The following is a 26,333-nucleotide window of genomic DNA, read 5'->3' as shown; positions in this document are numbered from 1 at the left end:
CCAGACGTGAGCCGACCTTTCGTGCCCTACCGGACTTTCGCCAGGCCGGCCTGCCCCGACAGGCGCCGCCTCGTTCACTCCGGGATGCAGCCGATGCGTGGGGGCAGCCGATGAAGCGCTATGCGCTGCCGCTGATCGACCAGGGTGTCGTCGCCGCGTTCAATCTCGCCCTTCAGCTCGCCCTGGTGCGATTCGCCTCGGCCGAGGACTACGGCACGTTCGTCCTCTGGCAGGCCCTCCTGATGGTGATGGTCGGCTTTCAGGACGCGATGATCGGCCTGCCGCTGTCGGTGCGTGTCGCCTACGACCCGGCCAACCGCCGCCGCTACGTGCTGGAACGGCAGGTGGCCGCCTTCGCCGCCCTGTTCGTGGCGGTGGGCGCGGTCGTCATGCTTCTGGGGGTCAGTCTCGCCAACGGGGCGGTGTCGTGGCTCGCCCCGGCCCAGGCGCTCTTCGCGGCGACCTTCCTCGCCTATTATGCGGTGCGCTTCCTCGCCCAGAGCCGCGCCAAGTTCGGCGCCGCCTTGGCGATGGACACGGTCTATTCCGTGCTCGCCCTCGCCACCGTCGCCGCGCTCGTCGTCACCGGCCGACTCACCCTGCTGCCACTCTTCCTGTTCCTGTCGGCGCCGGCCGCCATCGCCGCCGCCAGCGGCCTTGCCCTGCTGGACCGCCCGCCCGCGGTGCGCCTGCGCCGGACGCTGAAGGGCTATGCCGCCATCTGGCGCGACAGCCGGTGGACGGTGGTCGCGGTGGCCGCGTCGGAACTTCAGAACCGGGCCTTCGTCTTCACCATCAGCATCCTCTATGGACCGGCGGTTCTGGCGGGGATCTTCGCCGGCAATCTCATCCTGCGCCACCTCGTCATGCTGGTTCTGGCATGGAAGGCGTTCGCCCGCCCCTTCGTCGCCGCCATGCGCGAATCCGGAGACATGAAGGGCTTCGTTCGGTTCTGTGCGGTCTCCGCGGTGGCCCTCGTCGGGCTTTATGTTGTGAACCTTCTGGTTGTCACGCTGGCGTGGCCGCTCATCGAAACGTACATCTACGCGGGCAAGTATGAGAACATGCTGCCCGTGGTGCGAGTGTGGACGCTGATCAATGCCCTGCAAGTGCCGGTCGTCGTACTGGCACTCATGTTGACGACACTCGGCCGCTACCGGGACGATTCGCTCGCCGTCATCACCGGCGCCCTCGTCACGGTCAGCGCGGTGGTGCTGCTCGCCCTGTTCGTGGGACCGCAGGCGACGCTGTTCGGGGCGGGGCTCGGCTACATCTTCACGGCAACGTTGATGGGGCGGCGCGTGCTCAAGGAGTTCGCCCGGCGGCGGCAGGCCGGCGCCTCTTCGTCCGCCTCGGCCACATAGAGGCCCGCGCGTGAGCACCGTGGAGACCACAAACGAAGGCCAGCCCGCGGGGGCCGGCCCCAATCCGCTGGCGCCGATCATCTGGCTGGCCGAAGCCTTCTGGCAATATAAGTGGCTCGTCATGACGGTGATGGCCGCCGGGGTGATTGCCGCGGCCGTCCTCGCCGGGCGCCTTCCCAACGTCTATTCCGCCAGCGGCCTCGTCGAGATCGACCCCGGCCAGGAAAGCCTGCTGCCGCGCCAGCAGGTGAGCTCCGGCTACGTCCCGCCGGAAACGATCACCGAGACCGAGGTTCAGGTGATCCGCTCCTACGCCGTTCTGGAGCGCGTGGTGGACGAGCTGGCGCTGGAATTTTCGGCCGCCAACCCGGCGCTCCGTGCCGCCACGGCCCCGGGCGGCACCGTGGCGGGCCGCGAATCGGCGCGCGCGGAAATCATCAGCGACCTGCAGGACAAACTGGTCGTGCGCCCGACCGGCCGGTCCTACGTGGTCGAGGTCGCCTACGAGGGCGCGAACCCCGTATTCGTCGCCAGCATCGTCAACGCGGTGATGCGGCAATATCTCAGCCTCGACATCGCCGCCCAGCGCGATCAGGCGACCGATTCCATCTCGCAGATCTCCCAGCGCCTCGGCGAGCTGCGCGCCGACCTCGACATGCGCGAGCAGGCGGTGGAGGACTTCCGCGCCCAGAGCCGCATCACCGAAGGGGCGGGGACGACGATCATCGCCGAGCAGCTTGCCGACCTCAACGAGGAGCTGGTGCGCGCGCAAGGGGCGCTGGCCCAGGCCCGCGCCGCCGCCGACCAGACCCGCGCCGGGGGCGAGGTGCTGCCCCAGGTCGTCACCTCGCCGCTGATCCAGGAGCTGCGCGCCCAGGCGACGATCCAGCAGCGGGCTCTGTCCGAGCTCGACGCGCTCTACCGGCCGAGCCACCCGCGGGTGATCCAGGCGCGCGAGGCGCTGGAGGCGATCCAGGCCGACATCGCCACCGAGACGGACAAGATCGTCAATTCCCTCTCCACCTCGGTCGGCGCCGAGGCCGAGCGGGTGGCCTCGCTGGAGCGCGAGGCGGACGCGCTGCGCGAACAACTGAGCGCCCAGCGTGGCGCCGAGATCGAGCTGCGCCGCCTGGAGCGCGAGGTGGACGCCGCGCAGCGCGTCTACGAGACATTGCTGAACCGCTACCGCGAGGTGCAGGGCGTCGCCGGACTGGAGCGGCCGGACGGGCGCATCGTCGCCGCCGCGGTGCCGCCGGGCTCGCCGTCCGGGCCGAACCGCGCGCTCGTCGTGGCGGGCGGCGGCATCCTGGCGGGGGCGGCGGCCTTCGCCCTCGTCCTCGGCATCGCCCTCATCGACCAGCGCATCAGGACGCGCGGCGACATCACCCGCACCGTCGGCATCGCCCCTCTCGCCGTGGTGCCGCCGGTGCCGTCCTCGCGCGGTGTGCTGGCGGGGCTCGCCGGACGCCGCCGCAACGCCGCCTTCGCGGAGGCGATCACGCATCTGCGCGCCGCATTGGTGCTGCGGCAAGGCGGGCGCGATCCGACCATCATCGCCATGACCGCACCGGACAACGATGTCGGCCACGCCGATCTCATCACAGCGCTCGCCCAGGCGTGCGCGGTGGCGGGCGATGCCACCGTCCTCGTCGACGCCAACTTCAACGACCCGACGGTTCACGAGCGGCTCGGCGGCTCGAACGAGTTCGGCGTGTCCGACCTCGTGATGCTGGGCGGCGAGGTGGACGCCGCGTTGCAGGTCGACCGGGCGACACCGCTCAACTATCTCGCCGCCGGCAAGCAGACGGACCCGTCGCTCTACCGCTCCAAGGCGATGGGTTCGCTGGTCGACGCGCTCTACCGCCGGTTCGACGTCGTCATCATCAACCTGCCGCCGATCGTCGAACGGCCGGATGCGCAGGCGCTCGCCGCCGAGGCCGAGGCTGTGGCGATCGCCGCACGCGCCGGCTTCACCAGCCACCGCGACCTCGTCGACACCGTGCAGACGTTGCGCTTCGTCGGCCCCAGCCTGCCGCTGGCGACGGTGCTGATCCGCAGCTGAGAGCCAGCCTCGCTGCGGCCCACCGCCGCTGGCGAGGCCATCAAGCGGCCTTTCCGGCCCTGGCCGCCAGGCTTTCGTCCGCGAGCGGGCCGAACCCAGACTACAATTTCATTTATAATGACTCTGGACTTTGCGCCGGTGTTGCGTTCTGACTGGCGATGGCATGTTGGCGCAGAGCTGCCATGCATTAGAACAGGGCAGGGCGGTGCGCCCCTTGTCCGACAGGGCCGCCGAACCGGCCATTCCGGAAGGGAGGACGACCATGAAACACGCAGAGCGCGTGTGGGCCGCCGTGACTGCGAGCGATCACCATGCAGCTTATGCGACGTCATGGCGCCGGTGCATCACCCTTCATGGGCTGGACCCGGACGGGGAACGCACGCCGCCGCGGCTGGAAGCCGTCCAATTGCGCCGGGCTTTGGAGCGTGCCGCCCCGCTCATGAACGCCGCCCGCGGCGAGCTGGACCGCCTGTTCGAGACGTTCGGCCGCGCCGGCTGCTGTCTCGTGTTGACCGACGAGAGCGGCCTCGCGCTGGAACGCCGCGGCCGCGCGGGGGATGCCGACGATTTCGAGAGCTGCGGTCTCGCCCCCGGCGCGCTGTGGGACGAGCGTAGCGCCGGCACCAACGGCATCGGCACGGCGCTGGCCGAGACGCGACCCGTCAGCATCTTCCGCGACCTGCACTTTTTGACGATGAACACCAAGCTGTCCTGCGCCACGGCGCCGATCAGCGATCATCGCGGCCGCATCGTCGGTGCGCTCGACATCTCGTCGGCGCGCGACGACATGACGACGCCCGTCCTCAACATCTATCTGCATGCCGCGCGCGAGGCCGCCGCGCAGATCGAGACGACGCTGTTCCGCAGCGCGTTCGCCAAAGCGCGCATCATCATGGTTCCGGGGAACGGGCCGCGCCACGGCCTTCTCGCGGTGGACGGGGACGATGTGGTGCTGGGTGCCAGCAGCGCCGCCCGCCGCCTGTTCGACATCGACGATGCGTGGATCAAGAGCGGCCGCCTTGCCTCGGACCTGTTGGAGGGCGAGGAGGGGACCGCGGCGGACTTCACCTCGGCCGAGAGGCGCGCACTGCGGGCCGCGTTGATGAAGACGTCGGGCAATGTGTCGGCCGCAGCACGCCTTCTGGGCACCAGCCGCGCAACGCTTCACCGCAAGATGAAGCGCCTCGGCCTCACCCGAAACGACATGCCGGCGACCGAGTGGGAAACGGACGAAGCTGCCGCCTGACGGCCCCCGGCCCGACCGCTTCGCCGGCGCCCTGTCGACCGCAGCCGCTGCCTGACGGACGAGAACGCCGCCTGATGGCCCGCGAGCCGACCGCTTGCCGGCGCCCGGCGCTTGACGGACGAAGCCGCCGCCTGACGGATGCGAGCCGCCCGTTTCGTCGGCGCTCGGCCACGAGAGGTCCGGGCGGCGCGGCCCTACCCGACCTGCCCGCACCATAGCGAGAAGAGCAAGGCGGACGGGGCGCCGAGCCCCGTCCGCACGCGGATCAGCCGGCCTTGGCGACGGCGCGCCCGGCAAGCACCGCGACGAGATGAGCGCGATACTCGGCCGAACCATGCATGTCGGACAGCATCGTCTCGGGGTCGATCTTCACCGAGGTGACGGCGTCGGCCGTCCAGCCACGCGTGAGCGCCTCTTCCATCGCGGGCACGCGGAAGACGCCCTCGTTGCCCGATCCGGTGACGGCGATGCGCGGTCCGCCCGAGACCTCCGCCGCGAACACCGAGCACAGGGAATAGCGCGAGGCCGGGTTGCGGAACTTCTCGTAGGCCGCCTTCTTCGGGATCTCGTAGGAGATCTTCACGATGATCTCGTCCTCGTCGAGCGCCGTCTCGAAGATGCCGGTGAAGAAGTCGGTCGCCTTATACTCGCCCTTGCTGGTGGTGATGATGGCGTCCAGCGCCATCGCCGCCGCGGGATAGTCCGCCGCCGGGTCGTTGTTGGCGAGCGACCCGCCCATGGTGCCCATGTTGCGCACCGCGGGGTCGCCGATGGTGGCGGCCAGTCCCGCCAGCGAGGGGATGGCCCCCTTCACCGTCGCGTCGGACGCCACCTGAGCGTGCTTGGTGGCCGCGCCGATGACGAGCCGGTCACCCTCGACCGAAATCCCCTTCAGCTCCGGCAGCTTGGTGAGGTCGATCAGCATCGTCGGCGCGGCGAGGCGCTGCTTCATCGTGGCGAGCAGGGTTTGCCCGCCGGAGAGGAACTTGGCGTCCCCGTCGGCCGCGATCTTGGCGGCGGCGTCGGCGAGGCTCGTCGCGGCATAATAGGTCGTATTGTACATGGACGGGTCCCCTTATTCCGCGGCCATGGCCGTCTGGGTGGACTGGATGGCGCGCCACACCCGCTCGGGGGTCGCCGGCATTTCGAGCGCGTTGGTGCCGATCGCGTCGGTGATGGCGTTGATGACGGCCGGCGGCGCGCCGATCGCCCCCGCCTCGCCGCAGCCCTTCACGCCGAGCGGGTTGGACGGGTTGCGGATCTCCAGATGGTCGAGGCCGAAGGAGGGGAGGTCGTCCGCCCGCGGCATCGCATAGTCCATGTAGGAGGCGGTCAGGAGCTGGCCCTCGTCGTCGTAGACGCAGCCTTCCAGCAGCGCCTGGCCGATACCCTGGGCGAGCCCGCCGTGGACCTGGCCTTCCACCACCATCGGGTTGATGATGATGCCGAAATCGTCCACCGCGACGAAGTTGACGATGCGCGTCACGCCCGTGCCGGGGTCGACCTCGACCTCGCAGATGAAGGTGCCGGCGGGGAAGGTGAAGTTAGAGGGGTCGTAGAAGGAGGTCTCCTTCAGGCCCGGCTCCATGCCTTCGGGCAGGTTGTGGGCGGTGTAGGCGGCCAGACACACCTCGTGCCAGGCGAGCTTCTTGTCGGTGCCCGCCACCTTCAGCTCGCCGTTTTCGATCTCGATGTCGCCGGCATCGGCTTCCATCAGGTGCGCGGCCAGCGCTTTCGCCTTCGCCTCCACCTTGTCGAGCGCCTTGTAGATGGCGGAGCCGCCGACCGGGCCGGAGCGCGAGCCGTAGGTTCCCATGCCGAACTGCACCTTGTCGGTGTCGCCGTGCAGGATGGAGACGTTGTCGATGGGAACGCCGAAGCGGTCCGAGACGATCTGCGCGAAGGTGGTCTCGTGGCTCTGGCCGTGGCTGTGGGTGCCGGTGAGAACCTCCACGGTGCCGACCGGGTTCACGCGGATTTCCGCCGATTCCCACAGGCCGACGCCTGCGCCAAGCGAGCCGACCGCCTGGGACGGGGCGATGCCGCACGCTTCGATGTAGGAGGAGAAGCCGATGCCGCGCAGCATGCCGCGCCGCTCCGACTCGGCCTTGCGCGCGGGATAGCCGTCGAAGTCGATGGTCTTCAGCGCGGTGTCCATCAGGCCGTGGAAGTCGGACGGGTCGTAGTTCATCAGCACCGGGGTCTGGTGCGGGAAGTCCTTGATGAAGTTCTTCCGGCGCAGCTCCACCGGGGAAAGGCCGAACTGGCGCGCGGCGGTCTCCATCATCCGCTCGACCACGTAGGTCGCTTCCGGCCGCCCCGCACCGCGATAGGCGTCGACCGGTGTGGTGTGGGAATAGACCAGCTTCACGTTCGCGTAGATGTTGGCGATGTTGTACTGGCCCGACAGCAGCGTGGCGTAGAGGTAGGTCGGCGTCGCGGACGAGAAGAGCGACATGTAGGCGCCGAGATTGGCGATAGTGTCGACCTTGAAGCCGACGATCCTGTGGTCCGCGTCGAAGGCCATCTTGGCCTTGGTGATGTGGTCGCGCCCGTGGGCGTCGGTCATGAAGGCTTCGGTGCGGTCGGCGGTCCACTTCACCGGCCGGCCGACGCGCTTGGCGGCGTAGCAGGCGGCGATTTCCTCGGGGTAGATGTAGATCTTGGAGCCGAAGCCGCCGCCGACGTCGGGGGCGATGACGCGCAGCTTGTGCTCGGGCGCGACGTTGTAGAAGGCGCTCATCACCAGGCGGGCGACGTGCGGGTTCTGCGACGTGGTCCAGAGCGTGGTGTGATCCTCGGCGCGGTTGTAGTGGGCGACCGCGGAGCGGGGCTCCATCGCGTTGGGGATCAGGCGGTTGTTGCGGATGTCCATCTCGACCACGTGGGCCGCGCCCGCGAAGGCGGCGTCGGTGGCCGCCTCGTCGCCGAGCTGCCAGTCGCAGATGAGATTGTCGTCGGCGGTGCCGGGGTGGACGACGGGGCCGGCGGCATAGTTGCCGAAGTCCGTCAGCGCCGGCTGCTCCTCGTATTCGACGACGACGGCCTCGGCGGCGTCCACCGCTTCGGCCCGCGTCTCGGCGATCACCATGGCGACGGGCTGGCCGACATAGCGCACCACGGCCGGATCCATGACGTTGTAGGGCGCCATCTTCATCGGCGTCCCGTCCTTGGACTGGATGCCCCAGCCGCAGATGAGGTTGCCGATGCCCGCGTCCTGGATGTCCTGGCCCAGGATGACGTCGATCACGCCCGGCATCTCCAGCGCGGCGGAGGTGTCGACGGAGGTGATCTTGGCGTGGGCGTGGGGGGAGCGGACGAAGACGGCGGCGCTCATCTGCCGCTCATAGACGTCGTCCGTATATTGCCCCGCGCCGGTGATGAAGCGCTTGTCTTCCTTGCGCGCGACCCGCGCGCCGATGCCTTGTGCCGACATGCTTTCCCCCTCGATTATTCTGCGGCCATCTGGGTCGTGCCGGAGGACATCTCCTCAGCGGCGGCGCCGATGGCTTTGACGATGTTGTGGTAGCCGGTGCAGCGGCAGATGTTGCCTTCGAGCTCCTTGCGGATCGTCTCCTCGTCGAGCCCCTCGGGGTGACGGTTCACGATGTCGACGCCCATCATGATCATGCCCGGCGTGCAGAAGCCGCACTGCAGGCCGTGGTGGGTGCGGAAGGCCTCCTGCATCGGGTGCAGCGTGTCGCCTTTGGCGAGGCCCTCGATGGTGACGACCTCGGCGCCGGACACCTGCGCCGCGAGCACGGTGCAGGATTTCACCGCGTTGCCGTCGATATGGACGGTGCAGGCGCCGCATTGCGACGTGTCGCACCCGACGTGGGTGCCGGTGAGGCCGATCTCGTCACGCAGAAGGGTTACGAGAAGGGTGCGGTCGGGCACCGTCTTGGCAATCTTGCGACCGTTGACGGTTAATTTCACGTCAGCCATGCGTCATTCTCCCTGTCATCACGGCGCGTTCTTGGCGCGCGGCGCGCGATTTCGTCTTGTTGGTCCGCGGTCAGGTGGAGCCGTCTGGTGCGGACCTCGTCCGACCAGAGTGCGGCCGGTTCCGGCCCCGCAACAAGTCCATCCTGTCGCGTCCTCTTCGGAATTGGAACAGCATTGAAACACCTCGCGCCCACAATGAGCGGGCGGATCGAGGCCGATCGGCGGCCGACGGGGCGGCGGCGAACGGGATGGCGAGCCGGGCCGGGACACCGCGCCGCGAAACAGGTGGGGCGTGCGAAACGTTTGGGTCTTTGAACCGCGGCTCAAATCATCCTAGATCACAGCATGAATATTCCGACGCTCCTGACCACGTTCCGATGCCTTGCCGTCTTGATCATCGCCGGGGCGCTGGTCTGGCCGTTCGGGGCCTATCAGACGTTCGCGCTGATCCTCTTCATTCTCGCCGCCCTGACCGACTTTCTGGACGGCTACCTCGCCCGGGCGTGGAACCAGACCACCGCATTCGGGCGCATGCTGGATTCCATCGCCGACAAGATGCTGGTGAGCGTCGTCCTCGTCATGCTGTGCGCCAACGGGGCCATCTTCGGCTTCCACGCCTTCGCCGCGGCGCTCATTTTGACGCGCGAGACGGCGATCGCGGGGCTGCGCGAGCATCTGGCCTCCAAGGAGGTGGTTGTTCCGGCCTCGATGCTCGCCAAATGGAAGACCACGGTGCAGCTCGTGGCGCTCGGCGTTCTCATCGCTGGACCGTTGATGCCCTTCCCGGTGGTTGCGAACTGGGCCGGGCTTGTCGTTTTGTGGATCGCGACGGCGATGACGGTGATCAGCGGTGCCCAATATGTGTGGGGCACGCGTCACAATTGGGGGACGCATGAAGGTTAAGTACTTCGCCTGGGTGCGCGAACGCATCGGCGTGCCGGAGGAGGAGATCACGCTGCCGGACGGCGTGGCGACGGCGGGCGACCTCATCGTGTGGCTGAAGGGCCGCGGAGAGGGATATGCCCACGCGCTGGAGCGGGACCGCTTCATCCGCGTCGCCATAGACCAGCAGCACGCGACGCACGATGCGCCGGTGACCGCCGCGCGCGAAGTTGCCCTGTTCCCGCCGATGACCGGCGGCTGAGCGTGGACGCCTCGCCCTCACGCCCCGCGACCGCCTATCCGGTGCCCGCGCGCCCGGCGCCCGTCACCATCATCGCCGAACCGCTCGACACCGAGGCGTGGCTCGCCGCGATGGGGGCGGGGGACGACACCGGCGCGCTCGCCGTCTTCATCGGCCGCTGCCGGGGCGAGAAAGGCCGGCTTCACGCGCTGGAGCTGGAACATTATCCCGGAATGGCCGAGGCGGAGATCGGCCGCATCATGGACCGGGCGCGGACCCGCTGGCCGCTGTCAGAGCTGATGGTCGTGCACCGCACGGGGCTCGTCGCGGTGGGCGAGCCGATCGTCCTCGTCGCCGCGGGATCGAACCACCGCGACGCGGCCTTCGACGCGGTCCGCTTCGTCATGGATTTCCTGAAGACCGACGCGCCCTTCTGGAAGCGCGAGCACCTGGTGGACGGTACCGTCGGCGACTGGGTGGACGCCAAGGAAACCGACGATGCCGCCCGCGCCCGCTGGGCCTGAAGAGGCGGCAGCGGAGCGACGGTTTCGGCGCAGTGCGCATACGTAAAATTTACCGATCGCGCTGGGATTGTCGCAACGCGCTGTGTGTTATGTGCGCGCATGGACATTTTACCGCCCGATAATTCCAGTGCGGATCCGCTCGGCCTTGCCGCACCCGCGGGGGCGCCGTGCTTCATGGAGCCGGGAGTGGCGAAGCTGCGGGCGGCGTGGCTGGCGGGGCTGACTGCCGAGCGCGGTCTCGCCTCCAACACCGCCACGGCCTACGAGCACGACACGCGCGCCTTCCTCTCCTTCCTCGCCGTTCACCTCGGCGGTGCGCCCGATCTCGCGGCGCTGTCGGCGCTCACCCCTGCGGACGTGCGGGCTTTTCTGGCGGCGCGGCGGCGGGACGGTCTGTCGGCGCGCTCGCTCGGCCGGGCGCTCGCCGCGGTACGCACGATGATGGGCCATTTCGAGCGTCACCACGGCGTCAACGCGGCGGCGGTGCGGGCGGTGTCGGCACCGGCCAAGCCGCGGGGACTGCCGCGCCCGGTGCCGGTGCGTGAGGCGCTCGCCATGCTGGAGCCGGGCACGGACTGGACCTCGGTGCGTGACGCGGCGGTTCTGTCCCTCCTCTATGGTTGCGGCCTGCGCGTCGGCGAGGCGACCGGGCTCGACGTGGAGGACGTCGGCGAGCCGCTGACCCGGCTCAGGATCCGCGGCAAGGGCGGCAAGGAGCGTGACGTTCCGGTGGTGCCGAAGGTCGCTGCTATGGTATCCCGATACCGCGAGGCCGCGCCCTTCGCGCTCACCACGGGTCCGTTCTTCCGGGGCGAGAAGGGCGGGCGCCTGTCACCGCGCATGGTGCAGCGCGCGGTGGAGAGCTGGCGCCACGCCCTCGGCCTGCCCGACACGGCGACGCCGCACGCGCTGCGCCACGCCTTCGCCAGCCACATCCTGGCCCAAGGGGGCGACCTGCGTGCGATCCAGACGCTGCTCGGTCATGCCCGCCTGTCGACCACACAGGTCTACACGGCGGTGGACGATCGCGCGCTTCTCACCGCCTGGCGGGACGCCCACCCGCGGGCCGTCCGCTGATGGGCGCTCCCACGCCGCCTCGGCGGCCGTCACCCCAACCGCAAGGAGAGAGGCGGTGGTGATCCCGCGCTTCATCCGCCGTGCGCCGCTCATCAAGGAGCCGCTGCGCAAGTTCTTCAAGCAAAATGCGCCGACGGGGCTCATCACGCTGAGGATCGAGGGGCTGACATGGTATGTCATCCCGCGGGACAACAAGGTCGATTTCGACATTTGGTACAAGCGCCGGCTGGACGAGCCGGAGGAGCGCGACTTCCTCGCCAAGCACCTGAAGCGCGGCGATCTCTTCGTGGATGTCGGGGCAAATATCGGCCTTTTCACGATCACCCTCCTCGATGCCGTTCCGGGACTGCGAGCGCAGGCGTTCGAGCCGCTCGACCGGCTGCGCTCGCGCCTCGAGACGAACATCGCCGCCAACTTCATGCGCGACCGCGTCACGGTGTGTCCCGAGGCGGTCGGGCCGAGCGGGCGCATGACGCTTTATGAAAGCCGCAATGCCGGCGCGTCGTCGCTGATCGAGATCGAGAATGCGCGAGACAAGACCGAGGTGGAGGTGCGTCCTCTGGTGGACCTCCTCGTGGGACCGGCGGCGGGCATGAAGGTCGATGTCGAGGGCTTCGAGCCTGAGGTCTTGATCCCGTTCCTGGAATCGACGAGCCCCGCGATGTGGCCGCGGGCGCTGGTGATTGAGACGATGCACCGCGACAACTGGTCGACGGACTGTCTTTCAGAGTTGTTCCAGAGAGGATATGTGCTAGCTGGAGAAACGGACGAGAACGCGATGCTCGTCCGCGCCTGACCGGCGGCCGGTACTGTCCGGCGGTGGCCCGGCGCTCCCGCCCGACCTGGGTTCGGTCCCTAACGCGGACCGCGCTCCGATCGGTTATGCCGAGGTGGCTTGCAGCCCGACGAGAGTGACAACATGGTCCAGCTAACGCTTCCGCAGAATTCCCGCATCAAGACCGGCAAGACGTGGCCCAAGCCGAACGGCGCCGCGAACGTGCGCGAATTCCGCGTCTATCGCTGGCAGGAGGAGGGGGACGAGAACCCCCGCCTCGACACCTACTTCGTCGACACCGATGATTGCGGCCCCATGATCCTCGACGGGCTTCTTTACATCAAGAACAAGATCGATCCGACTTTGGTCTTCCGTCGGTCCTGCCGCGAGGGGATCTGCGGCTCGTGCTCGATGAACATCAACGGCCGCAACCACCTCGCCTGCACCACGGGTATGGACGAGGTCGACGGGCCGGTGGTGCTCTACCCGCTGCCGCACATGCCGGTGGTGCGCGACCTGGTGCCGGACCTCACCAACTTCTACGCCCAGCTGCGCGAGATCCAGCCCTGGCTGCAGACCGATACCCCCCAGCCGCAGAAGGAATGGCGCCAAAGCCACCAGGACCGTGAGAAGCTGAACGGCCTCTACGAGTGCATCCTGTGCGCCTGCTGCACCACCTCCTGCCCGTCCTACTGGTGGAATGGCGACCGCTATCTCGGCCCGGCCGCGCTGCTCCAGGCGCACCGCTGGATCGTCGACAGCCGCGACGAGAAGACCGGCGAGCGGCTCGACAATCTGGAAGATCCGTTCCGCCTCTATCGCTGCCACACCATCATGAACTGCGCCAACGCCTGCCCAAAGGGGCTGAACCCCGCCGAGGCGATCGCCGAGATCAAGGCGCTTATGGTGGAGCGCCGCGTCTGAGGCATGATCTGCGCCCCCATGGTTGAGGCCGCGGGCCGCACGACTTCGGGCGCAGCCTTCCCGGCCGGCCGCGCGGCCGCCGGTCCGGTGGCGCCGGCCGACGACCCGGCGCCCCGCGTGGCCGCCGTCCGGGCCGCACCGTCACGGCGCAGGCCGCGGCGGCCATTGTCCGACCCTTTCGCCCTGCCGGTCCCGGCGGGCGCGTCCCGCGGCTAGCCGGTAGCCGTGGCCTTTGCCGACCTCCTTGCGACGGTCCTGCCGGTCTTCGGCTTCATCGCCATCGGTGCGCTCACCATCAAGCTGGGCTGGCTGAAGGACGAGACCGCCGACCACCTGTCGAACTTCGTCTTCACGCTGTGCATCCCGCTCCTCTTCATCCGGGCGATCGGGACGATGGAGTTTCCGCAGATCTCGCCCTGGCCCTTCTGGGGCACCTACTTTTCCGCCGTCATCGTGCACATCGGCATCGGCATCGGCCTCACCGAACGCGTCTTCAAGCGCGATGCGCGGGCGGGCGTCATCGGCGGCATGTCCTCCTCCTTCTCCAATCTCGTGATGGTCGGTGTGCCGCTGGTCACCCAGGCCTTCGGCGAGGAGGGGCTGGTGACGATCTTCATGCTGATCGCGGTGCACCTGCCGTTCATGATGTTCATCTCGGCTGCGCTGATCGAAATCGCCGAGCTGCGGGACGGGTCGGCGGCCGGGCGGGTGCGCATCCTGCCCGCGATCGCCCGCGTGGTGCGGCAGTTGCTGCGCAATCCGCTGATCATCGGCATCCTGATCGGCGTGGCGATCCGCCTGACGGGGCTGCCGGTCACCGGGATCCCGCGCCGCCTGGTCGACGGGCTGGCCGAGACGGGCATTCCGCTCGCCCTCGTCGCGCTGGGGATGAGCTTGCCGCGCTTCGGCCTCAGCGGCAACGTCGCCCCGGCGGTGGTGCTGGGCCTCGCCAAGCTGATGCTGCTGCCAGGGATCGTCTATCTATCGGGGACCTACATCGTCGGTCTGCCGCCCCTGCCGGTTGCGGTTCTCGTCGTAGCGGCGGCCTGTCCGACGGGGGTAAACGCCTACCTCATCGCCGCACGCTTCCGGACGGGGCTCGCCCTGTCGGCCAACACCATCACGCTGACCACGGCGGGGTCCATCGCGACCTTCTCGTTCTGGCTGATGCTGGTCGGCTGAGGCTGGCCGGCTGAGGCGGCGGCGAAACGGCGCGGCTGACGGGGGCGCCCGGCGGCCGGCCCCGCCGATGCCGCTCGTCACGCCTCGCCGGCGCCGCATAAAGACGCGGCGACGATCCGATCCGGCGGCGTTTCGCGGCGGCGTGCCTCGCGGCGCAGCGCGTCGGCGCTCCATCCGGCCTGGCGCATCGCCCCCAGCGAGAGGGCACCGTTCGACTTCGACAATTTGCGCCCGTCCTCGCCCAGCACGAGGCCGTGGTGGTGATAGAGCGGCTCCGGCAGGCCGAGCAGGCATTGCAGCACGCGGTGGACGGCGGTCGCCGCGAAGAGGTCGGCCCCGCGCACGATGCGGGTGATCCCGTCGGCAGCGTCGTCCACCACCACGGAGAGGTGGTAGCTCGTCGGCGTCTCCTTGCGGGCGAGCACCACGTCGCCCCAGAGCGCCGGGTCGACATGGGCGCGGGCGCGTCCGTCGCCAGCGGGGCCGGTCTCGCACCAGGCCGGCCGGCCGACGAGGGCGACGGCGCGCGCCATGTCGAGCCGCCAGGCGGCCGGGGCGCCCGTGGCGGCGCGTTCCTTGGCTTCGGCGGCGCCGATGATGGCCGCGTCGCCGGCGAACCGGGGCGCCCCGTCGGGGTCGAGCGGGGTGCGTTCGGCGCGCGCGTGGACGGCGATCTCGCGCCGCGTGGCGAAGGAGGGGTAGACGACCCCGTCGGACTTCAGCCGGTCCAGTGCGTCAATATAGCGTGGAAAACGCGCGCTCTGGCGGCGCAGCGGCGGGACCCATTCGATGCCGAGCCAGTCCATATCCTGCAGGATCTGCGTCTCGAACTCGGGGCGGCAGCGGCTCCGGTCGATGTCCTCCATGCGCAGTTGCACGCCGAGCCCCGTCGCCGCGCTCATGGCCTCGTTGGCAAGAGCGCTCAGCGCATGGCCCATGTGGAGCGGTCCGTTGGGGCTGGGGGCAAAGCGCAGCATGGTTCCGGTGTGTCGATCTGAAGTCCGCGTCGGCCCCTGGCTTGCGCCTCCGGCCGCCCGCTGTAAACGTCGAAACGTATGGAACCGATCCGCAACGAGAGAGACGTGGAGGCGGCGCTGAGGCGACTTGCCGCGCGCGATCCGCGTCTTGCCGCGGCGTGGGCGACGGTGGACCACGTTCCCCTGCGCCTCCTGCCTGGCGACTTCGCTGGCCTGTGCCGGATCGTCGCCGGGCAGCAATTGTCGACCCAGTCGGCGGCCGCGGTCTATGCGCGCGTCGCGGCGACCTTCCACCCCTTGTCGGCGGCGACCGTGCTGGCGGCGGACGAGGCGGCGCTGCGGGCGGCCGGGCTGTCGCGTCAGAAGGCGGCCACCTTCCGCGCGGTGGCGGAGGCGGTGGCGGCGGGGCTCGACCTCGACACCCTCGCCGAGCGCTCGGCGGAGGAGGCCCGCACGGCGCTGGAATCCATTCGCGGCATCGGCCGCTGGAGCGCGGACCTCTACTTGATGTTCTGCGCCGGCCATCCCGACATCTTCCCCGTCGGCGACCTTGCCGTGAGGCGGGCGGCGGCGCACGTGCTGGGCCTTCCGGCCGAGCCAGCGCCTGCCGCGCTCGACGCGATGGCGCTCATCTGGTCGCCCGACCGCTCGGTGGCGGCGCGGCTGATGTGGGCCTTTTACCGTACCCTGCGCCCGGTGGCGCAGGGCCCCACCACCGTCCCGGAGGGCGCACCGCTTTGACACTCTCAGGTCCCCGCAGGCCGCCGCGTTCCGGCAAGCCGCCGCGGTCCATCGTCGTCTTCGTCCACGGCTACGGGGCGGACGGGTCCGACCTCATCGGCCTCGCCGACCATTTCGCCGGCCCGCTTCCGGACACGCTCTTCCTCTCGCCCGACGCGCCCGGCCTCACACCGCACGGCGGGCGCGAGTGGTTCCCGCTGACGATGCGCGACCCCACCGAATATAAGCGCGGCGTCGTCGCCGCTGCGCCGAGCCTCGACCGGTTCATCGACGCGGAGCTCGCCCGCTACAATCTGGACGAGGGCCGGCTCGCCCTGGTCGGCTTCAGCCAGGGGACGATGATGGCGCTCCACGTCGGCTACAGGCGGCCGCGGGCGCTGGCGGCGGTGGTCGGCTTCTCGGGGCTGTGCGCCGGTGCGGACGGGGAGGGGCTGAAGCCGGCGCCCACGCTTCTGGTGCACGGAACCCATGACGAGGTCCTTCCTGCGGCCTTCACGCTTCAGGCCTCGCAGGCGCTGGGGGAGGCGGGAATCCCGGTGGAATGGCACTTCCGGCCGGGGGTCGGCCACGGCATCGACCCGGACGGATTGGCGATGGCGGCGGCGCATCTGAAGATCCACCTGTCGAAAGGTTCATAAGTGCCGCTGACGTGCGAATAGGCTTCACATTGGCGTCACGTTGGAGCACGATAAGGGCGTTATGAGACACCTCACTCGATCACGACGGACGAGATAGGATGGGCATAGCGGTTCATCCCGATGCGCACCCCACACTGGTGCTCAACGCGGACTACAGGCCGCTCAGCTATTATCCATTGTCGTTGTGGTCCTGGCAGGACGCCATCAAGGCGGTGTTCCTGGACCGGGTGAACATCGTCTCCGAATATTCACACGAGGTGCGCAGCCCGTCCTTCCGGATGCGCCTTCCCTCGGTGGTCTCGCTCAAGACCTACATCCGGCCCGCACGCTTCCCGGCCTTCACCCGCTTCAACGTCTTCCTGCGGGACCGGTTCGAGTGTCAATATTGCGGGTCGATCGAGGATCTGACCTTCGACCACCTCGTCCCCCGCTCACGCGGCGGGCTGACGACGTGGGACAACGTGATCACCGCCTGCTCGCCCTGCAATCTGCGCAAAGGCAACAAGAGCTGCCGCGCGGCCGAGATGTTCCCACGTCAGGACCCCTTCCGGCCGACGGTGCAGGACCTGCACAACAACGGGCGCCTCTTCCCGCCCAACTACCTGCATGAAAGCTGGCTCGACTTCCTCTATTGGGACACCGAGCTCGAGCCGTGACCGAGCAGTGACCGTCCCGGGGGCCGACGTCCCCGCACAACGCTCTACATTTTGCGCATAACAGATGCAAACTCGTGGCGTAACCGAACGGAATCGTGGCGCTTCACGCTTGCACAAATTCCTGACTCCGGTGGAACTGCCGCCGGCTTCCCCGTGTTGGTTGGGCGTCCACAGGAGGATACCATGAAGAAAGCAGCATTGCGCGCCGCCCTGACCGGCGCGGCGCTGATCCCCGCCGCCGCATTTGCTCAGTCCGCAGGATCCGTCACCACGGATCTCAACATGCGCGCCGGCCCGGGCAGCAACTACGCTGTGATCGACACGATCCCTGCTGGCTCCAGTGTGGCGATCGACGGTTGCGTCGCCGATACGACGTGGTGCCAGGTCGAGTATGCTGGGAAAACCGGCTATTCCTTCGCCCAATATTTGACGGTCGCTGCGGATACCGGTGACACCGTCGTCGTGACCGAGCGGCGCGGCCTGCTGCCGGAGATCGCTGCGGAGACGGTGGATGCGATCGGCAACACCGCGGGTGCGGTGACCGGCGCTCTGATCGGCGGAACGGTCGGTGTCGTCTCGGGCGGCGTCGGCGGCCTGGCCGAGGGTGTGGAACAGGGTGCCGTGCGCGGCTCCGACACGTTCCATGTGGCTGATAGTACGGTTGTTTACGTGACCGAACACCCCGTTGAGCCGGTTTATCTGGACGGTGAGGTCATGGTCGGTGTCGGCGTCCCGGCCGACGTTGTCCTCTACGAGGTCCCGGACTCGCCTTACCGTTATGTCAACATCAACGGCACGCCTGTGCTGGTGGAGCCGGAAAACCGGCATGTCGTCTACGTTATGAACTGATCGAACGCGCCATCGATGCGGAGCCGCCGGCTCCGCAAGAGGCTGAAAGCGGCCGACTTTCACCGAGTCCGGCCGCTTTTTCGTCTCTGCCGCCCGGCAAATAATCCTAGGATTGTGGCAGGCGGCAGACTTAAAAATGCCTTAATCCAGCTTATAAAAACGACCCCGTTGCAATTGGGGCGAAATAAACCAAATAACGGTCTCAACCGTTGCCAAGCCGCGATCGTATACCTTCCCAGGTGCGAACGTTTCAAATGTCGGAATTGGCTGCATCGTCACGAAACCGGATTGAGCGAACGTACGTGCGCCTCAGGGCGCGTAGTGTGATGGAGCATGGGTTGCTGAAAGTGAGTTATCAACGTAGCCGTCATCTTGAGTTTCTTCACAAACTGGTGGGAGTTGCCTCGACCGCGTTAACTATTGCTGCTGCAATTGTGATCACGACTTTGTCCGGAGCCTCCGCTGATCCGGACCGCCAGGCGCAGGCCGCGATGCAACCCGCGCTGCCTGAATACAATATGCCGCAATTGCGCAGCGACGTGATGCCCCTCGACCAGTCCTACGAGGTGGCGCAGGCCACCTTCGTGCGCCAGGATGTCGTGTACAGCGATGGAATCGTGGCGGCCGAGACCATCCGCGTCGGCCGCGAGTGCGGCGTTCGCTGCGGCCACACCGTGCGCGGAACGCTCGGCCATCACCCGGTGAAAGAGCGGTATTGGTCGCGCGCCACCGTCGCGCCGGCGCGGGGCACCGTGTCGCCCACCTGCCGCACCCAGACCTGCGTCGTTCGTTAAGGCGAACGGCGCATCCCCGGCCGGTTAGGCGTTGGTCTCGGGGAAGAGTGGACTAGAATGAGGGGAACGATTCTAGCGGAGTCCCCATGCAATACCTCCACACCATGGTTCGGATCACGGACGTCGACGCGTCCCTCGATTTTTATTGTAACAAGCTCGGCCTGCGCGAAATCCGCCGGATGGACAGCGAACAAGGCCGCTATACGCTGATCTTCCTCGCCGCGCCCGATGATGTCGGCCGCGCTTCGAGCGACGACAAAGCGCCGATGCTCGAACTGACTTATAACTGGGATCCCGAAGCCTATGCGGGCGGCCGCAATTTCGGCCATCTCGCCTTCCGGGTCGACGACATCTACGCAACGTGTCAGCGGCTGATGGACGGCGGGGTGACGATCAACCGTCCGCCGCGCGACGGGCGCATGGCCTTCGTCAAATCGCCGGACGAGATTTCCATCGAGCTTCTGCAGAAGGGCGACAGCCTCGCCCCGGCCGAGCCGTGGTCGTCGATGGAAAATACCGGCTCCTGGTAACCGTTGGCCGGTGCGGCGGCATCGCTCGCCGCACCGCGCCGTGCGCAGGCAGGCGGCTCGCGCGACACTCGATGCGCCGCGCGCCAGCGGATCAGCCGCGCGCCACCGCGTCAAAAGTCGGTGGCGATGCCTTTCACCTCCCAATCGCCATAGCGCACTGGTTCTGGCCCGGCGCGGCCGCCTTCCTCGGGCGGGCGCGGGTCGGCGTCGGCCTCGGCCGCGGCCTTGCGCCGCGCCTCGGCCTCGGCGAGGGCGCGCTTGGCGGCCTCGCTCAGGGGGGGAGCATCGTCTGTCATGCCCCAGGATGTGGACAACGAGGCCGCAAACTTCAACGGATCCGCGCGCATGGGGGCCCGGCCGCCCACGGGGGCGCAGGACCGGACGGGCGAGCGGACCCGGTGTGCCGCGCGGGACCCGGTTCGCCGGCCGGGCAGGGGCGCGCGATCTTTTGCGCAACATCACCTCTCCAAAGGTTGCGTTCGCGCATGCGCGGCCTAACTCGCTTGCGAACGAGGCCCCCATCCCGACCGGCGGGCCGCACATGAGGAGCATCCCCATGACCATCAATCGCCGCCATCTCTTGGGGGGCGCCGCGCTCGCGGGCACCGCCGCCGCGTTCCCGCTCTCCCTGGCGCGCGCACAGACGTCCGCCACCGGCGGCGCCGCGGCCATCGCCCAGGCCCCCGCCTTCCGTAGATTCACGCTCGGCGACTGGGTCGTCACCGCGCTGTCCGACGGCGGCTTCCCGATGCCCGCGCGCCTCTTCCCCGAACTCAGCGAGGAGGATTTCGCCGCCCTTCTGGAGGATGCCTTCCTGCCGCCGGAGGCCGTGCCCGCCGCGGTCAACGCCTTCATGCTGCAGCAGGGCGGGCGCACCATCCTCATCGACACCGGCGCGGCCGGCGGAATGGGCCCGTCGCTGGGTAAGCTGCCGGAGAACATGGCGGCGGCCGGCGTGGCGCCGGAGGACGTCGAGACGGTTCTTCTGACGCACATGCATGGCGACCACATCGGCGGTCTCGTCGCTCCGGACGGCGCGGCCGTCTTCCCCAACGCGCAGGTGATCGTCGCCGAGCGTGAGCTGTCGTTCTGGACCGATCCCGCCCAAGCCGATGCGATCCCGGAGCCGCAGCGGGGCACGGTCGCCGCGGTTCAGGGCGTTCAAGCCGCATACGAGGGGCGCCTCACGACCTTCGCCGAGGGTGGCGCGGTGATCGACGGAGTGGAGCCTGTGGCGCTCTACGGCCACACGCCCGGCCACACCGGCTTCCGCATTTCCGGCGGCGGGGAGGAGCTCCTCATCTGGGGCGACATCATCCACGCCGCGCCGCTGCAGCTCCCCTCGCCGGAGGTCTATATCGGCTTCGACGTGACGCCGGAGGAGGCCGTCGCCACGCGCCAGCGCATCATGGAAGAGGTGGCCGAGGAGCGGATCATGGTGGCCGGCATGCACCTGCCGTTCCCGGGCTTCGGCCACTTGTCCCGCGACGGCGACGGGTATCGCCTGGTCCCCGCCCCCTGGCAGTACACCATCTGACGGCTGCCGTGTTATCGGCGGGTCAACGCCGAATTTCAGCTCAGACGCAGGGCGGTTTCGCGGCCGCCCTGCAACCTACGTGAGGCCCCATGCCGACCGACGCTCAGACCACCGCGCCCTTGCAGCAGTCTCCCGGCTTCCACCGCATCGCCGTCGGCGGGTGGACCGTCACCGCGTTGGCGGACGGCGGCATGGGAATGGGCCCCGGCCTCGTTCCCGATGTCGCCGAGGCCGACTTCACCGGGATCCTCCGTGCGAATTTTCTGCCGACAGATCGCTATCCGGGCTCGGTCAACACCTATCTGCTGCAGCGCGGCGGGCGGACCATCCTCGTGGACGCCGGGGGAACGCCGTCCATGGGGCCGCTGATCGGCCGCATGCCGCAGGTGATGGAGGCCGCCGGCGTCACGCCCGGCGACGTCGACACCATTTTGATCACGCATCTGCACCGCGACCATATCGGCGCCTTGACGCTGCCTTCGGGCGAGGCGCGCTTCCCGCGGGCCACGCTGAAGGTGGCGGACGCCGAGCTCGCCTTCTGGACCGGATCGAGCGACGTGCCCGACTCGCGGCGCGAGACCGTCGACCTCATCACCGCGTCGATCGCGGCCTACGAGGGCCGGATGTCGCCGATCACCGCCGATGGTCCGGTGGAGGAGGGGGTCGCGGCCGTGAGCCTTCCCGGACACACGCCCGGTCACACCGGATTTCGCGTGACGGACGGGGAGGCGGAACTCCTCATCTGGGGCGATATCGTTCACATCGGCCCGGTGCAGCTCGCCTTTCCCGACGCCCAAGTGCTGTTCGACATCGACGGTGCGCAGGCCGTGGCCACCCGGCGCAAGATCTTGGCGGAGGTCGCCGGTGCGGGAACATTGGTGGCCGGTATGCATCTGCCGTTCCCCGGCATCGGCCACATCGCCGCCGAGGGCGCGGCCTATCGCTTCGTGCCGATCGCCTGGGACCACGCCTTCCCCGTGGGGTGAGGGCGGCTAAAGGAAAGACTGGGGGTCGATGTCGACCGCGCGGCGCAGCGGCCCCTGAACCGGCACCTTGGCGAGCCAGTCGGCCATGATCGACTGCAGCGGCGCAGTGCGCGGTGCACGCACGAGCAGCCGAAACCTGTGCCGCCCGCGCAGGATCGCGAGCGGCGCCTCGGCGGGACCGAGAACTTCCACGCCGTCCATCGGCGCCGTACGGGCGAGGGCGACGGCGTGGGCGTGCGCCTCCGCCCGGTCCGGCGCGGAGACGATCACCGAGGCGAGCCGCTGGAACGGGGGCAGGCCGCCGTCACGCCGCGCCTCGGTTTCCTCGCGGTAGAAGGCCTCGCCGTCGCCCAACACCATGGCGCGGATGACCGGGTGGTCCGGCGCGTGGGTCTGCAGCAGGGCGCGCCCGCCGGCGTGGACGCGGCCGGCGCGCCCCGTCACCTGCGTCAGAAGCTGAAACGTGCGCTCGGCGGCGCGCGGGTCGCCGTTCTCGAGGCCGAGATCGGCGTCCACCACCGCGACGAATTGCAGGCGCGGGAAGGTGAACCCTTTGGCGACGAGCTGGGTGCCGACGATGATGTCGCGCTCGCCCCGCTCCACCCGGCCGAGCGCCTCGGCGAGGGCCGCCGCGCCGCCGGAGAGGTCGGAGGAGAGCACCTCCACCCGTGCGTGCGGCCACAGCGTGCGCGCCTCCTCCTCGACACGCTCCACGCCGGGGCCGCAGGGCACGAGGCTGTCGGTGGCGTTGCAGGCGGGGCAGCCGGTGGGGCGCGGCTCGTCGTGGCCGCAATGGTGGCAGACGAGGCGGGCGCGAAAGCGGTGGTCGACCAGCGAGGCGGAGCAGTTGGGGCAGTGGAAGCGGTGGCCGCAATTGCGGCAGACGGTGAGCGGGGCATAGCCGCGCCGGTTGAGGAAGAGGAGCGCCTGCTCGCCCGCCTCCAGCGCCTCGGTGACCGCGCGGCGCACCGGCGGCGACAGCCATTCGCCCCGCGGCGGCGCCGCCCGGCGCAGGTCCACCGCGCCGATTGCGGGAAGCTCCGTGCCGCTGTGGCGCGCCGGCAGAAGGACGCGGTGGTAGCGCCCCTGCTCGACGTTGATGCGCGTTTCCACCGACGGTGTGGCGGAGGCGAGCACCACCGGGATCCCGGCCGCATGGGCGCGCGCCACCGCCATGTCGCGCGCGTTGTAGATCACTCCGTCCTCCTGCTTGAAGCTCGGGTCGTGCTCCTCGTCCACCACGATGAGGCCGAGATCGGCGAAGGGCAGGAACAGTGCCGATCGCGCGCCGACGACGATCTTCGCCTCGCCGCGCGCCGCATCGCGCCACAGGGCGACGCGGGCGGCGACCGGGCGCTCGGAGTGCCACTCCTCCGGCACCTCGCCGAAGCGGCGGGTGAGGCGGGCCGTCACCATCGGCGTGAGGGCGATCTCAGGCATCATCACCAGCACCTGGCGCCCGGCTTTCAGCGCGGCGGCGATCGCCTCGAAATAGACCTCGGTCTTGCCGGACCCGGTGACGCCCTCCAGCAGCGTGACCTTGAAGCCGTCGCCGGTGAGCTCGGCGGCGGCGGCGGCCTGGTCGGCGGAGAGGGTGGGCACCTCCGGGACGGGGCGGGGGTGGGGCGGCGGCGCCACCTCGATCTCGGCGAGGATGCCGGCCTTCAGAAGCCCGGTGATGACGGCGGCCGACGCGCCTGAGCGGGCGGTGAGGTCGCGCCGCGGCAGGGGGCCCTCGCCGAGCGCGTCGCGAACCTTCTGGCGCGCGGGGGTCCAGCGGTCGGGCTCCGTGCCGGTGAGGGCGAGGGCGGTGAGGGGGGGAGGGTCGGCGAGGCCCTCGCCGTTCCTGAGCACCATCTTCAGCACCGCGCCGCGCTCGCTCATGGTGTAGCGGGCGAGGAAGTCGACGAAGGCGCGCATCTCGTGCGTCAGGCGAATGCGGCTGGCGAGGCCCTTCACGGGTTTGAGGCGCGCGGCGTCGATCGTGGCGTCCGGCGCGTCGTCCCACACCACGCCCACCACGGTGCGCGCGCCGAGGGGCACCGCGACGACATCGCCGGGGGCGTAGGGTTCGTCTGCAACATAGGTGAGCAGACCGAGGCGATGGGGGAGCAGCACCGAGATCCGTGCGGCTGTCATTGCGGGCGCGATCCTGTAGAGAGGCGTCAAGACGTGCCTTGGGAGAAGCGCAGATGCAATTCTTTGTCGACACAGCCGATGTCAGCGAGATCGAGACCCTCGCCGAAACCGGCATGCTGGACGGTGTGACAACCAATCCCTCGCTGATCAAGAAGGCGGGGCGGCCGATGCTGGACGTGATCGCCGAGATCGCCGCCATCGTGGACGGCCCCGTGAGCGCCGAGGTGACGGCGGTGGACAAGGACGGGATGATCGCCGAGGGGCGCAAGCTCGCCGAGATCGCGCCGAACATCGCCATCAAGCTGCCGCTGACGTGGGACGGGCTGAAGGCGTGCCGCGCGCTGACGGGCGACGGCCACATGGTGAATGTGACGCTTTGTTTCTCGTCCGCCCAGGCGCTGCTGGCGGCGAAGGCGGGGGCGACGTTCATTTCGCCCTTCATCGGCCGGCTGGATGATATGGGCCTCGACGGCATGAAGCTGATCGAGGAGATCCGCGCGATCTACGACAACTACGACGATCTTTCGACGGAGATCCTCGCCGCGTCGATCCGCACGACGAACCATGTGCAGATGGCGGCGATCGCGGGGGCGGACGTGGCGACCATCCCGCCGGCGATCCTGTCGAAGCTGATCCACCATCCGCTGACGGACAAGGGGCTCGAGCAGTTCCTGGCGGACTGGAAGGCGACGGGGCAGTCGATCCTCTGAGGCACTAAACCTGGACCACGAGGTGCGGCTCCGGCTTCGGCTGTCCGAAGTCGGGCCGGGTGGCTACGGCGCGGGACCTGCGCTGCGCAATATGCAGCGGTTTCGTCCTGCGCCGCGGCTGAGTTGGCGAATAGAGCGGCTTGCGTGGGGTGGCGCAGCGGCTGTTGGTCGCGGCGTGCTCGCCGCGAGCGCACGCCATTCGCGAGGACACCACATTCGCGAGGGCACGACATTCGCGAGGGCACGGCATTCGCGAGGACACGGCACTCGCGCGGACACGGCATTCGCGCGGACGCGGCATTCGGCTTGGAAGCGTCGGTCCGTCAGCCTGTCCGGCGAGGCCGGGACATGACCGGGGACGTGAGAGCCTAGCATCGACGATGGGTCGACGATCCCGGCGATGACGTGAGTTCCGCTTTTGTCCTTCCGTCGGGTTGGGGTTCAGAAAAGGTCACCCACGGTGCGCTGGTGGGAGACGCTCCTGATGACCAACCCGCCGCGGGCGGAACCGGTCAGCGCCGGGCGCCGTCAGGCATGCATCGCCAGGGGACGGGCGCCGGTCGCCGGACGCTCCGGAAGAATGGTGATGCGCTGGCCGAGCCAGTCCCCGATAATGTCGAGGGCCTCGGGGCGGACGCGGATCATGCGGCGTTGACGGTCGATCCGCCGTTCGACCAGGCCGGCGGTCTCGAGCACACGCAGGTGACGCGAGATGGCCGGAGGGGTGACGCTGAACGGTGCGGCGATGGCACCGACCGGAAGCTCGCCATCATCCAGAAGGCGGTTGACGATGGCAAAACGGGTCTCGTCTGACAGGGCGGCAAACACCGCGAGCAGTTCATTCGTACCGGACATTGCAACTTCATCCTCTCGCTTCGGTTGCGATATGCACGTTTTAGTATATACGGCGTTTCCGTGCAATGGGCTCAATCCACTTTTGATTGTTTTTACCGTACTTTGATTGAGCTTAGGTTTCAACGGTTAATCCACAGCAACCGTGGATAGATTTAAATGTAGCTGCAATTGCAAACTTCTAAACGCTGCGCAAAAGAAAAAGGCCGGCTCGAAAGCCGACCTTGAGACGCGAAAATTAGTGGGTTCAGGGAAGGCGGCAGGTGTGCCGATACCCGTCATATCCGAGGTAGGTGCCGTCGCTCGCCCGGAAGGAGTTATACTTTAGATCGCACTGGCGGTACCACTCTGCGGTGTACGGCTGCGCGTAGGCCGGCTGCTGATACACCACCGTCGGCTGCGAAGCCCCGGCGATCGCGCTGCCGGCGATCAGACCCGCCGCACCGGCGATCACACCCGTCGCCAGGATCGCGCCGGTGTTGTCGTAGTAGCGGTCGCCACGGCGATAATACCAGCGGTTGTTGTGGTAGACGCGCGGCGGATAGCCGTGACGGCGGCCGGCATTGTAGGCCGCGCGCCGCTGCGTCTGGTTGCGGTTGCGCAGTTTGCGGTTGTTCTGGCGCAGCTCGCGATTGCGCCGCTGAAGCTGGGCCGGGGTCTGCGCGACCTCGATCGTCCCTTCCGGCAAAGCCATCGCGGCCG

At 68.7% G+C, this 26,333-nt stretch carries 27 protein-coding genes; 19 read left to right on the top strand and 8 right to left on the bottom strand.

The annotated features are described in order from the left end of the window. The first annotated feature begins 110 nt into the window (after positions 1-110). The 3 genes from BIX52_RS17830 to BIX52_RS17820 all read left to right on the top strand — a co-directional run bounded on the left by BIX52_RS17830 (position 111) and on the right by BIX52_RS17820 (position 4,672). A complete protein-coding gene (locus BIX52_RS17830) occupies positions 111-1,364 on the top strand; it encodes a lipopolysaccharide biosynthesis protein (protein ID WP_075222456.1) in 1,254 nt (417 codons plus the stop codon). Positions 1,365-1,374: 10 nt separating this feature from the next. Next, positions 1,375-3,426, top strand: a complete 2,052-nt coding sequence (locus tag BIX52_RS17825; protein ID WP_075222455.1) for a GumC family protein — start codon at positions 1,375-1,377, stop codon at positions 3,424-3,426. Between the two features lie 262 nt (positions 3,427-3,688). Next, a complete protein-coding gene (locus tag BIX52_RS17820) occupies positions 3,689-4,672 on the top strand; it encodes a GAF domain-containing protein (RefSeq protein WP_075222454.1) in 984 nt (327 codons plus the stop codon). Between the two features lie 265 nt (positions 4,673-4,937). Here BIX52_RS17820 and BIX52_RS17815 read toward each other — a convergent pair whose 3' ends face one another. The 3 genes from BIX52_RS17815 to BIX52_RS17805 are packed head-to-tail and all read right to left on the bottom strand — an operon-like array spanning position 4,938 to position 8,617. Then, positions 4,938-5,735: an FAD binding domain-containing protein gene (locus BIX52_RS17815; protein ID WP_075222453.1), complete on the bottom strand. Its 798-nt coding sequence runs from the start codon at positions 5,733-5,735 to the stop codon at positions 4,938-4,940. 12 nt (positions 5,736-5,747) lie between these two features. Continuing rightward, positions 5,748-8,108, bottom strand: coding sequence for a xanthine dehydrogenase family protein molybdopterin-binding subunit (locus BIX52_RS17810; protein ID WP_075222452.1), 2,361 nt, complete (start codon positions 8,106-8,108; stop codon positions 5,748-5,750). A gap of 14 nt (positions 8,109-8,122) precedes the next feature. Then, positions 8,123-8,617 (bottom strand): (2Fe-2S)-binding protein, encoded by a 495-nt coding sequence (locus tag BIX52_RS17805; RefSeq protein ID WP_075222451.1) that lies wholly within the window; start codon positions 8,615-8,617, stop codon positions 8,123-8,125. A gap of 345 nt (positions 8,618-8,962) precedes the next feature. Between BIX52_RS17805 and pgsA the strand changes: the two genes are divergently transcribed. The 7 genes from pgsA to BIX52_RS17770 all read left to right on the top strand — a co-directional run bounded on the left by pgsA (position 8,963) and on the right by BIX52_RS17770 (position 14,222). Next, positions 8,963-9,520 (top strand): CDP-diacylglycerol--glycerol-3-phosphate 3-phosphatidyltransferase, encoded by a 558-nt coding sequence (gene pgsA, locus BIX52_RS17800; RefSeq protein ID WP_075222450.1) that lies wholly within the window; start codon positions 8,963-8,965, stop codon positions 9,518-9,520. Next, complete coding sequence (gene moaD / locus BIX52_RS17795) at positions 9,510-9,761, top strand: molybdopterin converting factor subunit 1 (RefSeq protein ID WP_075222449.1); 252 nt, start codon at positions 9,510-9,512, stop codon at positions 9,759-9,761. The genes pgsA and moaD overlap by 11 nt, the downstream gene beginning before the upstream one ends. A 2-nt stretch (positions 9,762-9,763) precedes the next feature. Then, the gene (locus BIX52_RS17790; protein WP_245803226.1) at positions 9,764-10,264 is read left to right on the top strand and encodes a molybdenum cofactor biosynthesis protein MoaE; all 501 of its coding nucleotides are present in this window, start codon (positions 9,764-9,766) and stop codon (positions 10,262-10,264) included. A gap of 174 nt (positions 10,265-10,438) precedes the next feature. Then, the gene (locus tag BIX52_RS17785; RefSeq protein WP_075222448.1) at positions 10,439-11,341 is read left to right on the top strand and encodes a tyrosine recombinase XerC; all 903 of its coding nucleotides are present in this window, start codon (positions 10,439-10,441) and stop codon (positions 11,339-11,341) included. Between the two features lie 55 nt (positions 11,342-11,396). After that, the gene (locus tag BIX52_RS17780) at positions 11,397-12,137 is read left to right on the top strand and encodes an FkbM family methyltransferase (RefSeq protein ID WP_075222447.1); all 741 of its coding nucleotides are present in this window, start codon (positions 11,397-11,399) and stop codon (positions 12,135-12,137) included. Between the two features lie 123 nt (positions 12,138-12,260). Beyond that, positions 12,261-13,040: a succinate dehydrogenase iron-sulfur subunit gene (locus BIX52_RS17775; RefSeq protein WP_075222446.1), complete on the top strand. Its 780-nt coding sequence runs from the start codon at positions 12,261-12,263 to the stop codon at positions 13,038-13,040. Positions 13,041-13,265: 225 nt separating this feature from the next. Then, positions 13,266-14,222, top strand: a complete 957-nt coding sequence (locus BIX52_RS17770) for an AEC family transporter (protein WP_075222445.1) — start codon at positions 13,266-13,268, stop codon at positions 14,220-14,222. A gap of 77 nt (positions 14,223-14,299) precedes the next feature. Here the strand turns inward: BIX52_RS17770 and gluQRS are convergent, their stop codons facing one another. Next, positions 14,300-15,199 (bottom strand): tRNA glutamyl-Q(34) synthetase GluQRS, encoded by a 900-nt coding sequence (gene gluQRS, locus BIX52_RS17765; RefSeq protein WP_075222444.1) that lies wholly within the window; start codon positions 15,197-15,199, stop codon positions 14,300-14,302. A 78-nt stretch (positions 15,200-15,277) separates the two neighbouring features. Between gluQRS and BIX52_RS17760 the strand changes: the two genes are divergently transcribed. The 6 genes from BIX52_RS17760 to BIX52_RS17735 all read left to right on the top strand — a co-directional run bounded on the left by BIX52_RS17760 (position 15,278) and on the right by BIX52_RS17735 (position 19,407). Continuing rightward, on the top strand, positions 15,278-15,940 hold the full coding sequence (locus tag BIX52_RS17760; protein ID WP_075222443.1) for a DNA-3-methyladenine glycosylase family protein: 663 nt from the start codon (positions 15,278-15,280) through the stop codon (positions 15,938-15,940). Beyond that, complete coding sequence (locus BIX52_RS17755) at positions 15,937-16,578, top strand: alpha/beta hydrolase (protein ID WP_075222442.1); 642 nt, start codon at positions 15,937-15,939, stop codon at positions 16,576-16,578. The genes BIX52_RS17760 and BIX52_RS17755 overlap by 4 nt, the downstream gene beginning before the upstream one ends. A gap of 98 nt (positions 16,579-16,676) precedes the next feature. Beyond that, a complete protein-coding gene (locus tag BIX52_RS17750) occupies positions 16,677-17,234 on the top strand; it encodes an HNH endonuclease (RefSeq protein ID WP_075222441.1) in 558 nt (185 codons plus the stop codon). A 183-nt stretch (positions 17,235-17,417) separates the two neighbouring features. Continuing rightward, positions 17,418-18,083: a DUF1236 domain-containing protein gene (locus tag BIX52_RS17745; RefSeq protein WP_075222440.1), complete on the top strand. Its 666-nt coding sequence runs from the start codon at positions 17,418-17,420 to the stop codon at positions 18,081-18,083. 338 nt (positions 18,084-18,421) lie between these two features. Continuing rightward, complete coding sequence (locus BIX52_RS22970; protein WP_139312803.1) at positions 18,422-18,877, top strand: hypothetical protein; 456 nt, start codon at positions 18,422-18,424, stop codon at positions 18,875-18,877. An 86-nt stretch (positions 18,878-18,963) separates the two neighbouring features. Next, positions 18,964-19,407, top strand: a complete 444-nt coding sequence (locus tag BIX52_RS17735; protein ID WP_075222438.1) for a VOC family protein — start codon at positions 18,964-18,966, stop codon at positions 19,405-19,407. A 110-nt stretch (positions 19,408-19,517) separates the two neighbouring features. Here the strand turns inward: BIX52_RS17735 and BIX52_RS17730 are convergent, their stop codons facing one another. Beyond that, the gene (locus tag BIX52_RS17730; protein WP_075222437.1) at positions 19,518-19,703 is read right to left on the bottom strand and encodes a DUF1674 domain-containing protein; all 186 of its coding nucleotides are present in this window, start codon (positions 19,701-19,703) and stop codon (positions 19,518-19,520) included. Positions 19,704-19,963: 260 nt separating this feature from the next. Here BIX52_RS17730 and BIX52_RS17725 point away from each other — a divergent pair, with 260 nt between their 5' ends. Continuing rightward, on the top strand, positions 19,964-20,944 hold the full coding sequence (locus BIX52_RS17725) for an MBL fold metallo-hydrolase (protein WP_075222436.1): 981 nt from the start codon (positions 19,964-19,966) through the stop codon (positions 20,942-20,944). A gap of 89 nt (positions 20,945-21,033) precedes the next feature. Continuing rightward, a complete protein-coding gene (locus BIX52_RS17720; RefSeq protein WP_075222435.1) occupies positions 21,034-21,930 on the top strand; it encodes an MBL fold metallo-hydrolase in 897 nt (298 codons plus the stop codon). 6 nt (positions 21,931-21,936) lie between these two features. On the opposite strand, the gene BIX52_RS17715 is transcribed toward BIX52_RS17720, so the two are convergent. After that, on the bottom strand, positions 21,937-24,069 hold the full coding sequence (locus BIX52_RS17715; protein ID WP_075222434.1) for a primosomal protein N': 2,133 nt from the start codon (positions 24,067-24,069) through the stop codon (positions 21,937-21,939). Positions 24,070-24,122: 53 nt separating this feature from the next. Between BIX52_RS17715 and fsa the strand changes: the two genes are divergently transcribed. Then, positions 24,123-24,779, top strand: a complete 657-nt coding sequence (gene fsa / locus BIX52_RS17710; protein WP_075222433.1) for a fructose-6-phosphate aldolase — start codon at positions 24,123-24,125, stop codon at positions 24,777-24,779. Between the two features lie 528 nt (positions 24,780-25,307). Here the strand turns inward: fsa and BIX52_RS17705 are convergent. Both BIX52_RS17705 and BIX52_RS17700 read right to left on the bottom strand, forming a co-directional pair. Further along, positions 25,308-25,757: an ArsR/SmtB family transcription factor gene (locus BIX52_RS17705; protein ID WP_205647851.1), complete on the bottom strand. Its 450-nt coding sequence runs from the start codon at positions 25,755-25,757 to the stop codon at positions 25,308-25,310. A gap of 121 nt (positions 25,758-25,878) precedes the next feature. Beyond that, positions 25,879-26,325, bottom strand: a complete 447-nt coding sequence (locus BIX52_RS17700; RefSeq protein WP_157956273.1) for a BA14K family protein — start codon at positions 26,323-26,325, stop codon at positions 25,879-25,881. Positions 26,326-26,333: the final 8 nt, after the last annotated feature.

The sequence above is a fragment of the Acuticoccus yangtzensis genome, assembly GCF_001927245.1.
Classification (GTDB): Bacteria; Pseudomonadota; Alphaproteobacteria; order Rhizobiales; family Amorphaceae; genus Acuticoccus; species Acuticoccus yangtzensis.
The sequence above is the reverse complement of the archived record's forward strand: the minus strand, read 5'-3'. Positions and strand labels throughout refer to the sequence as shown.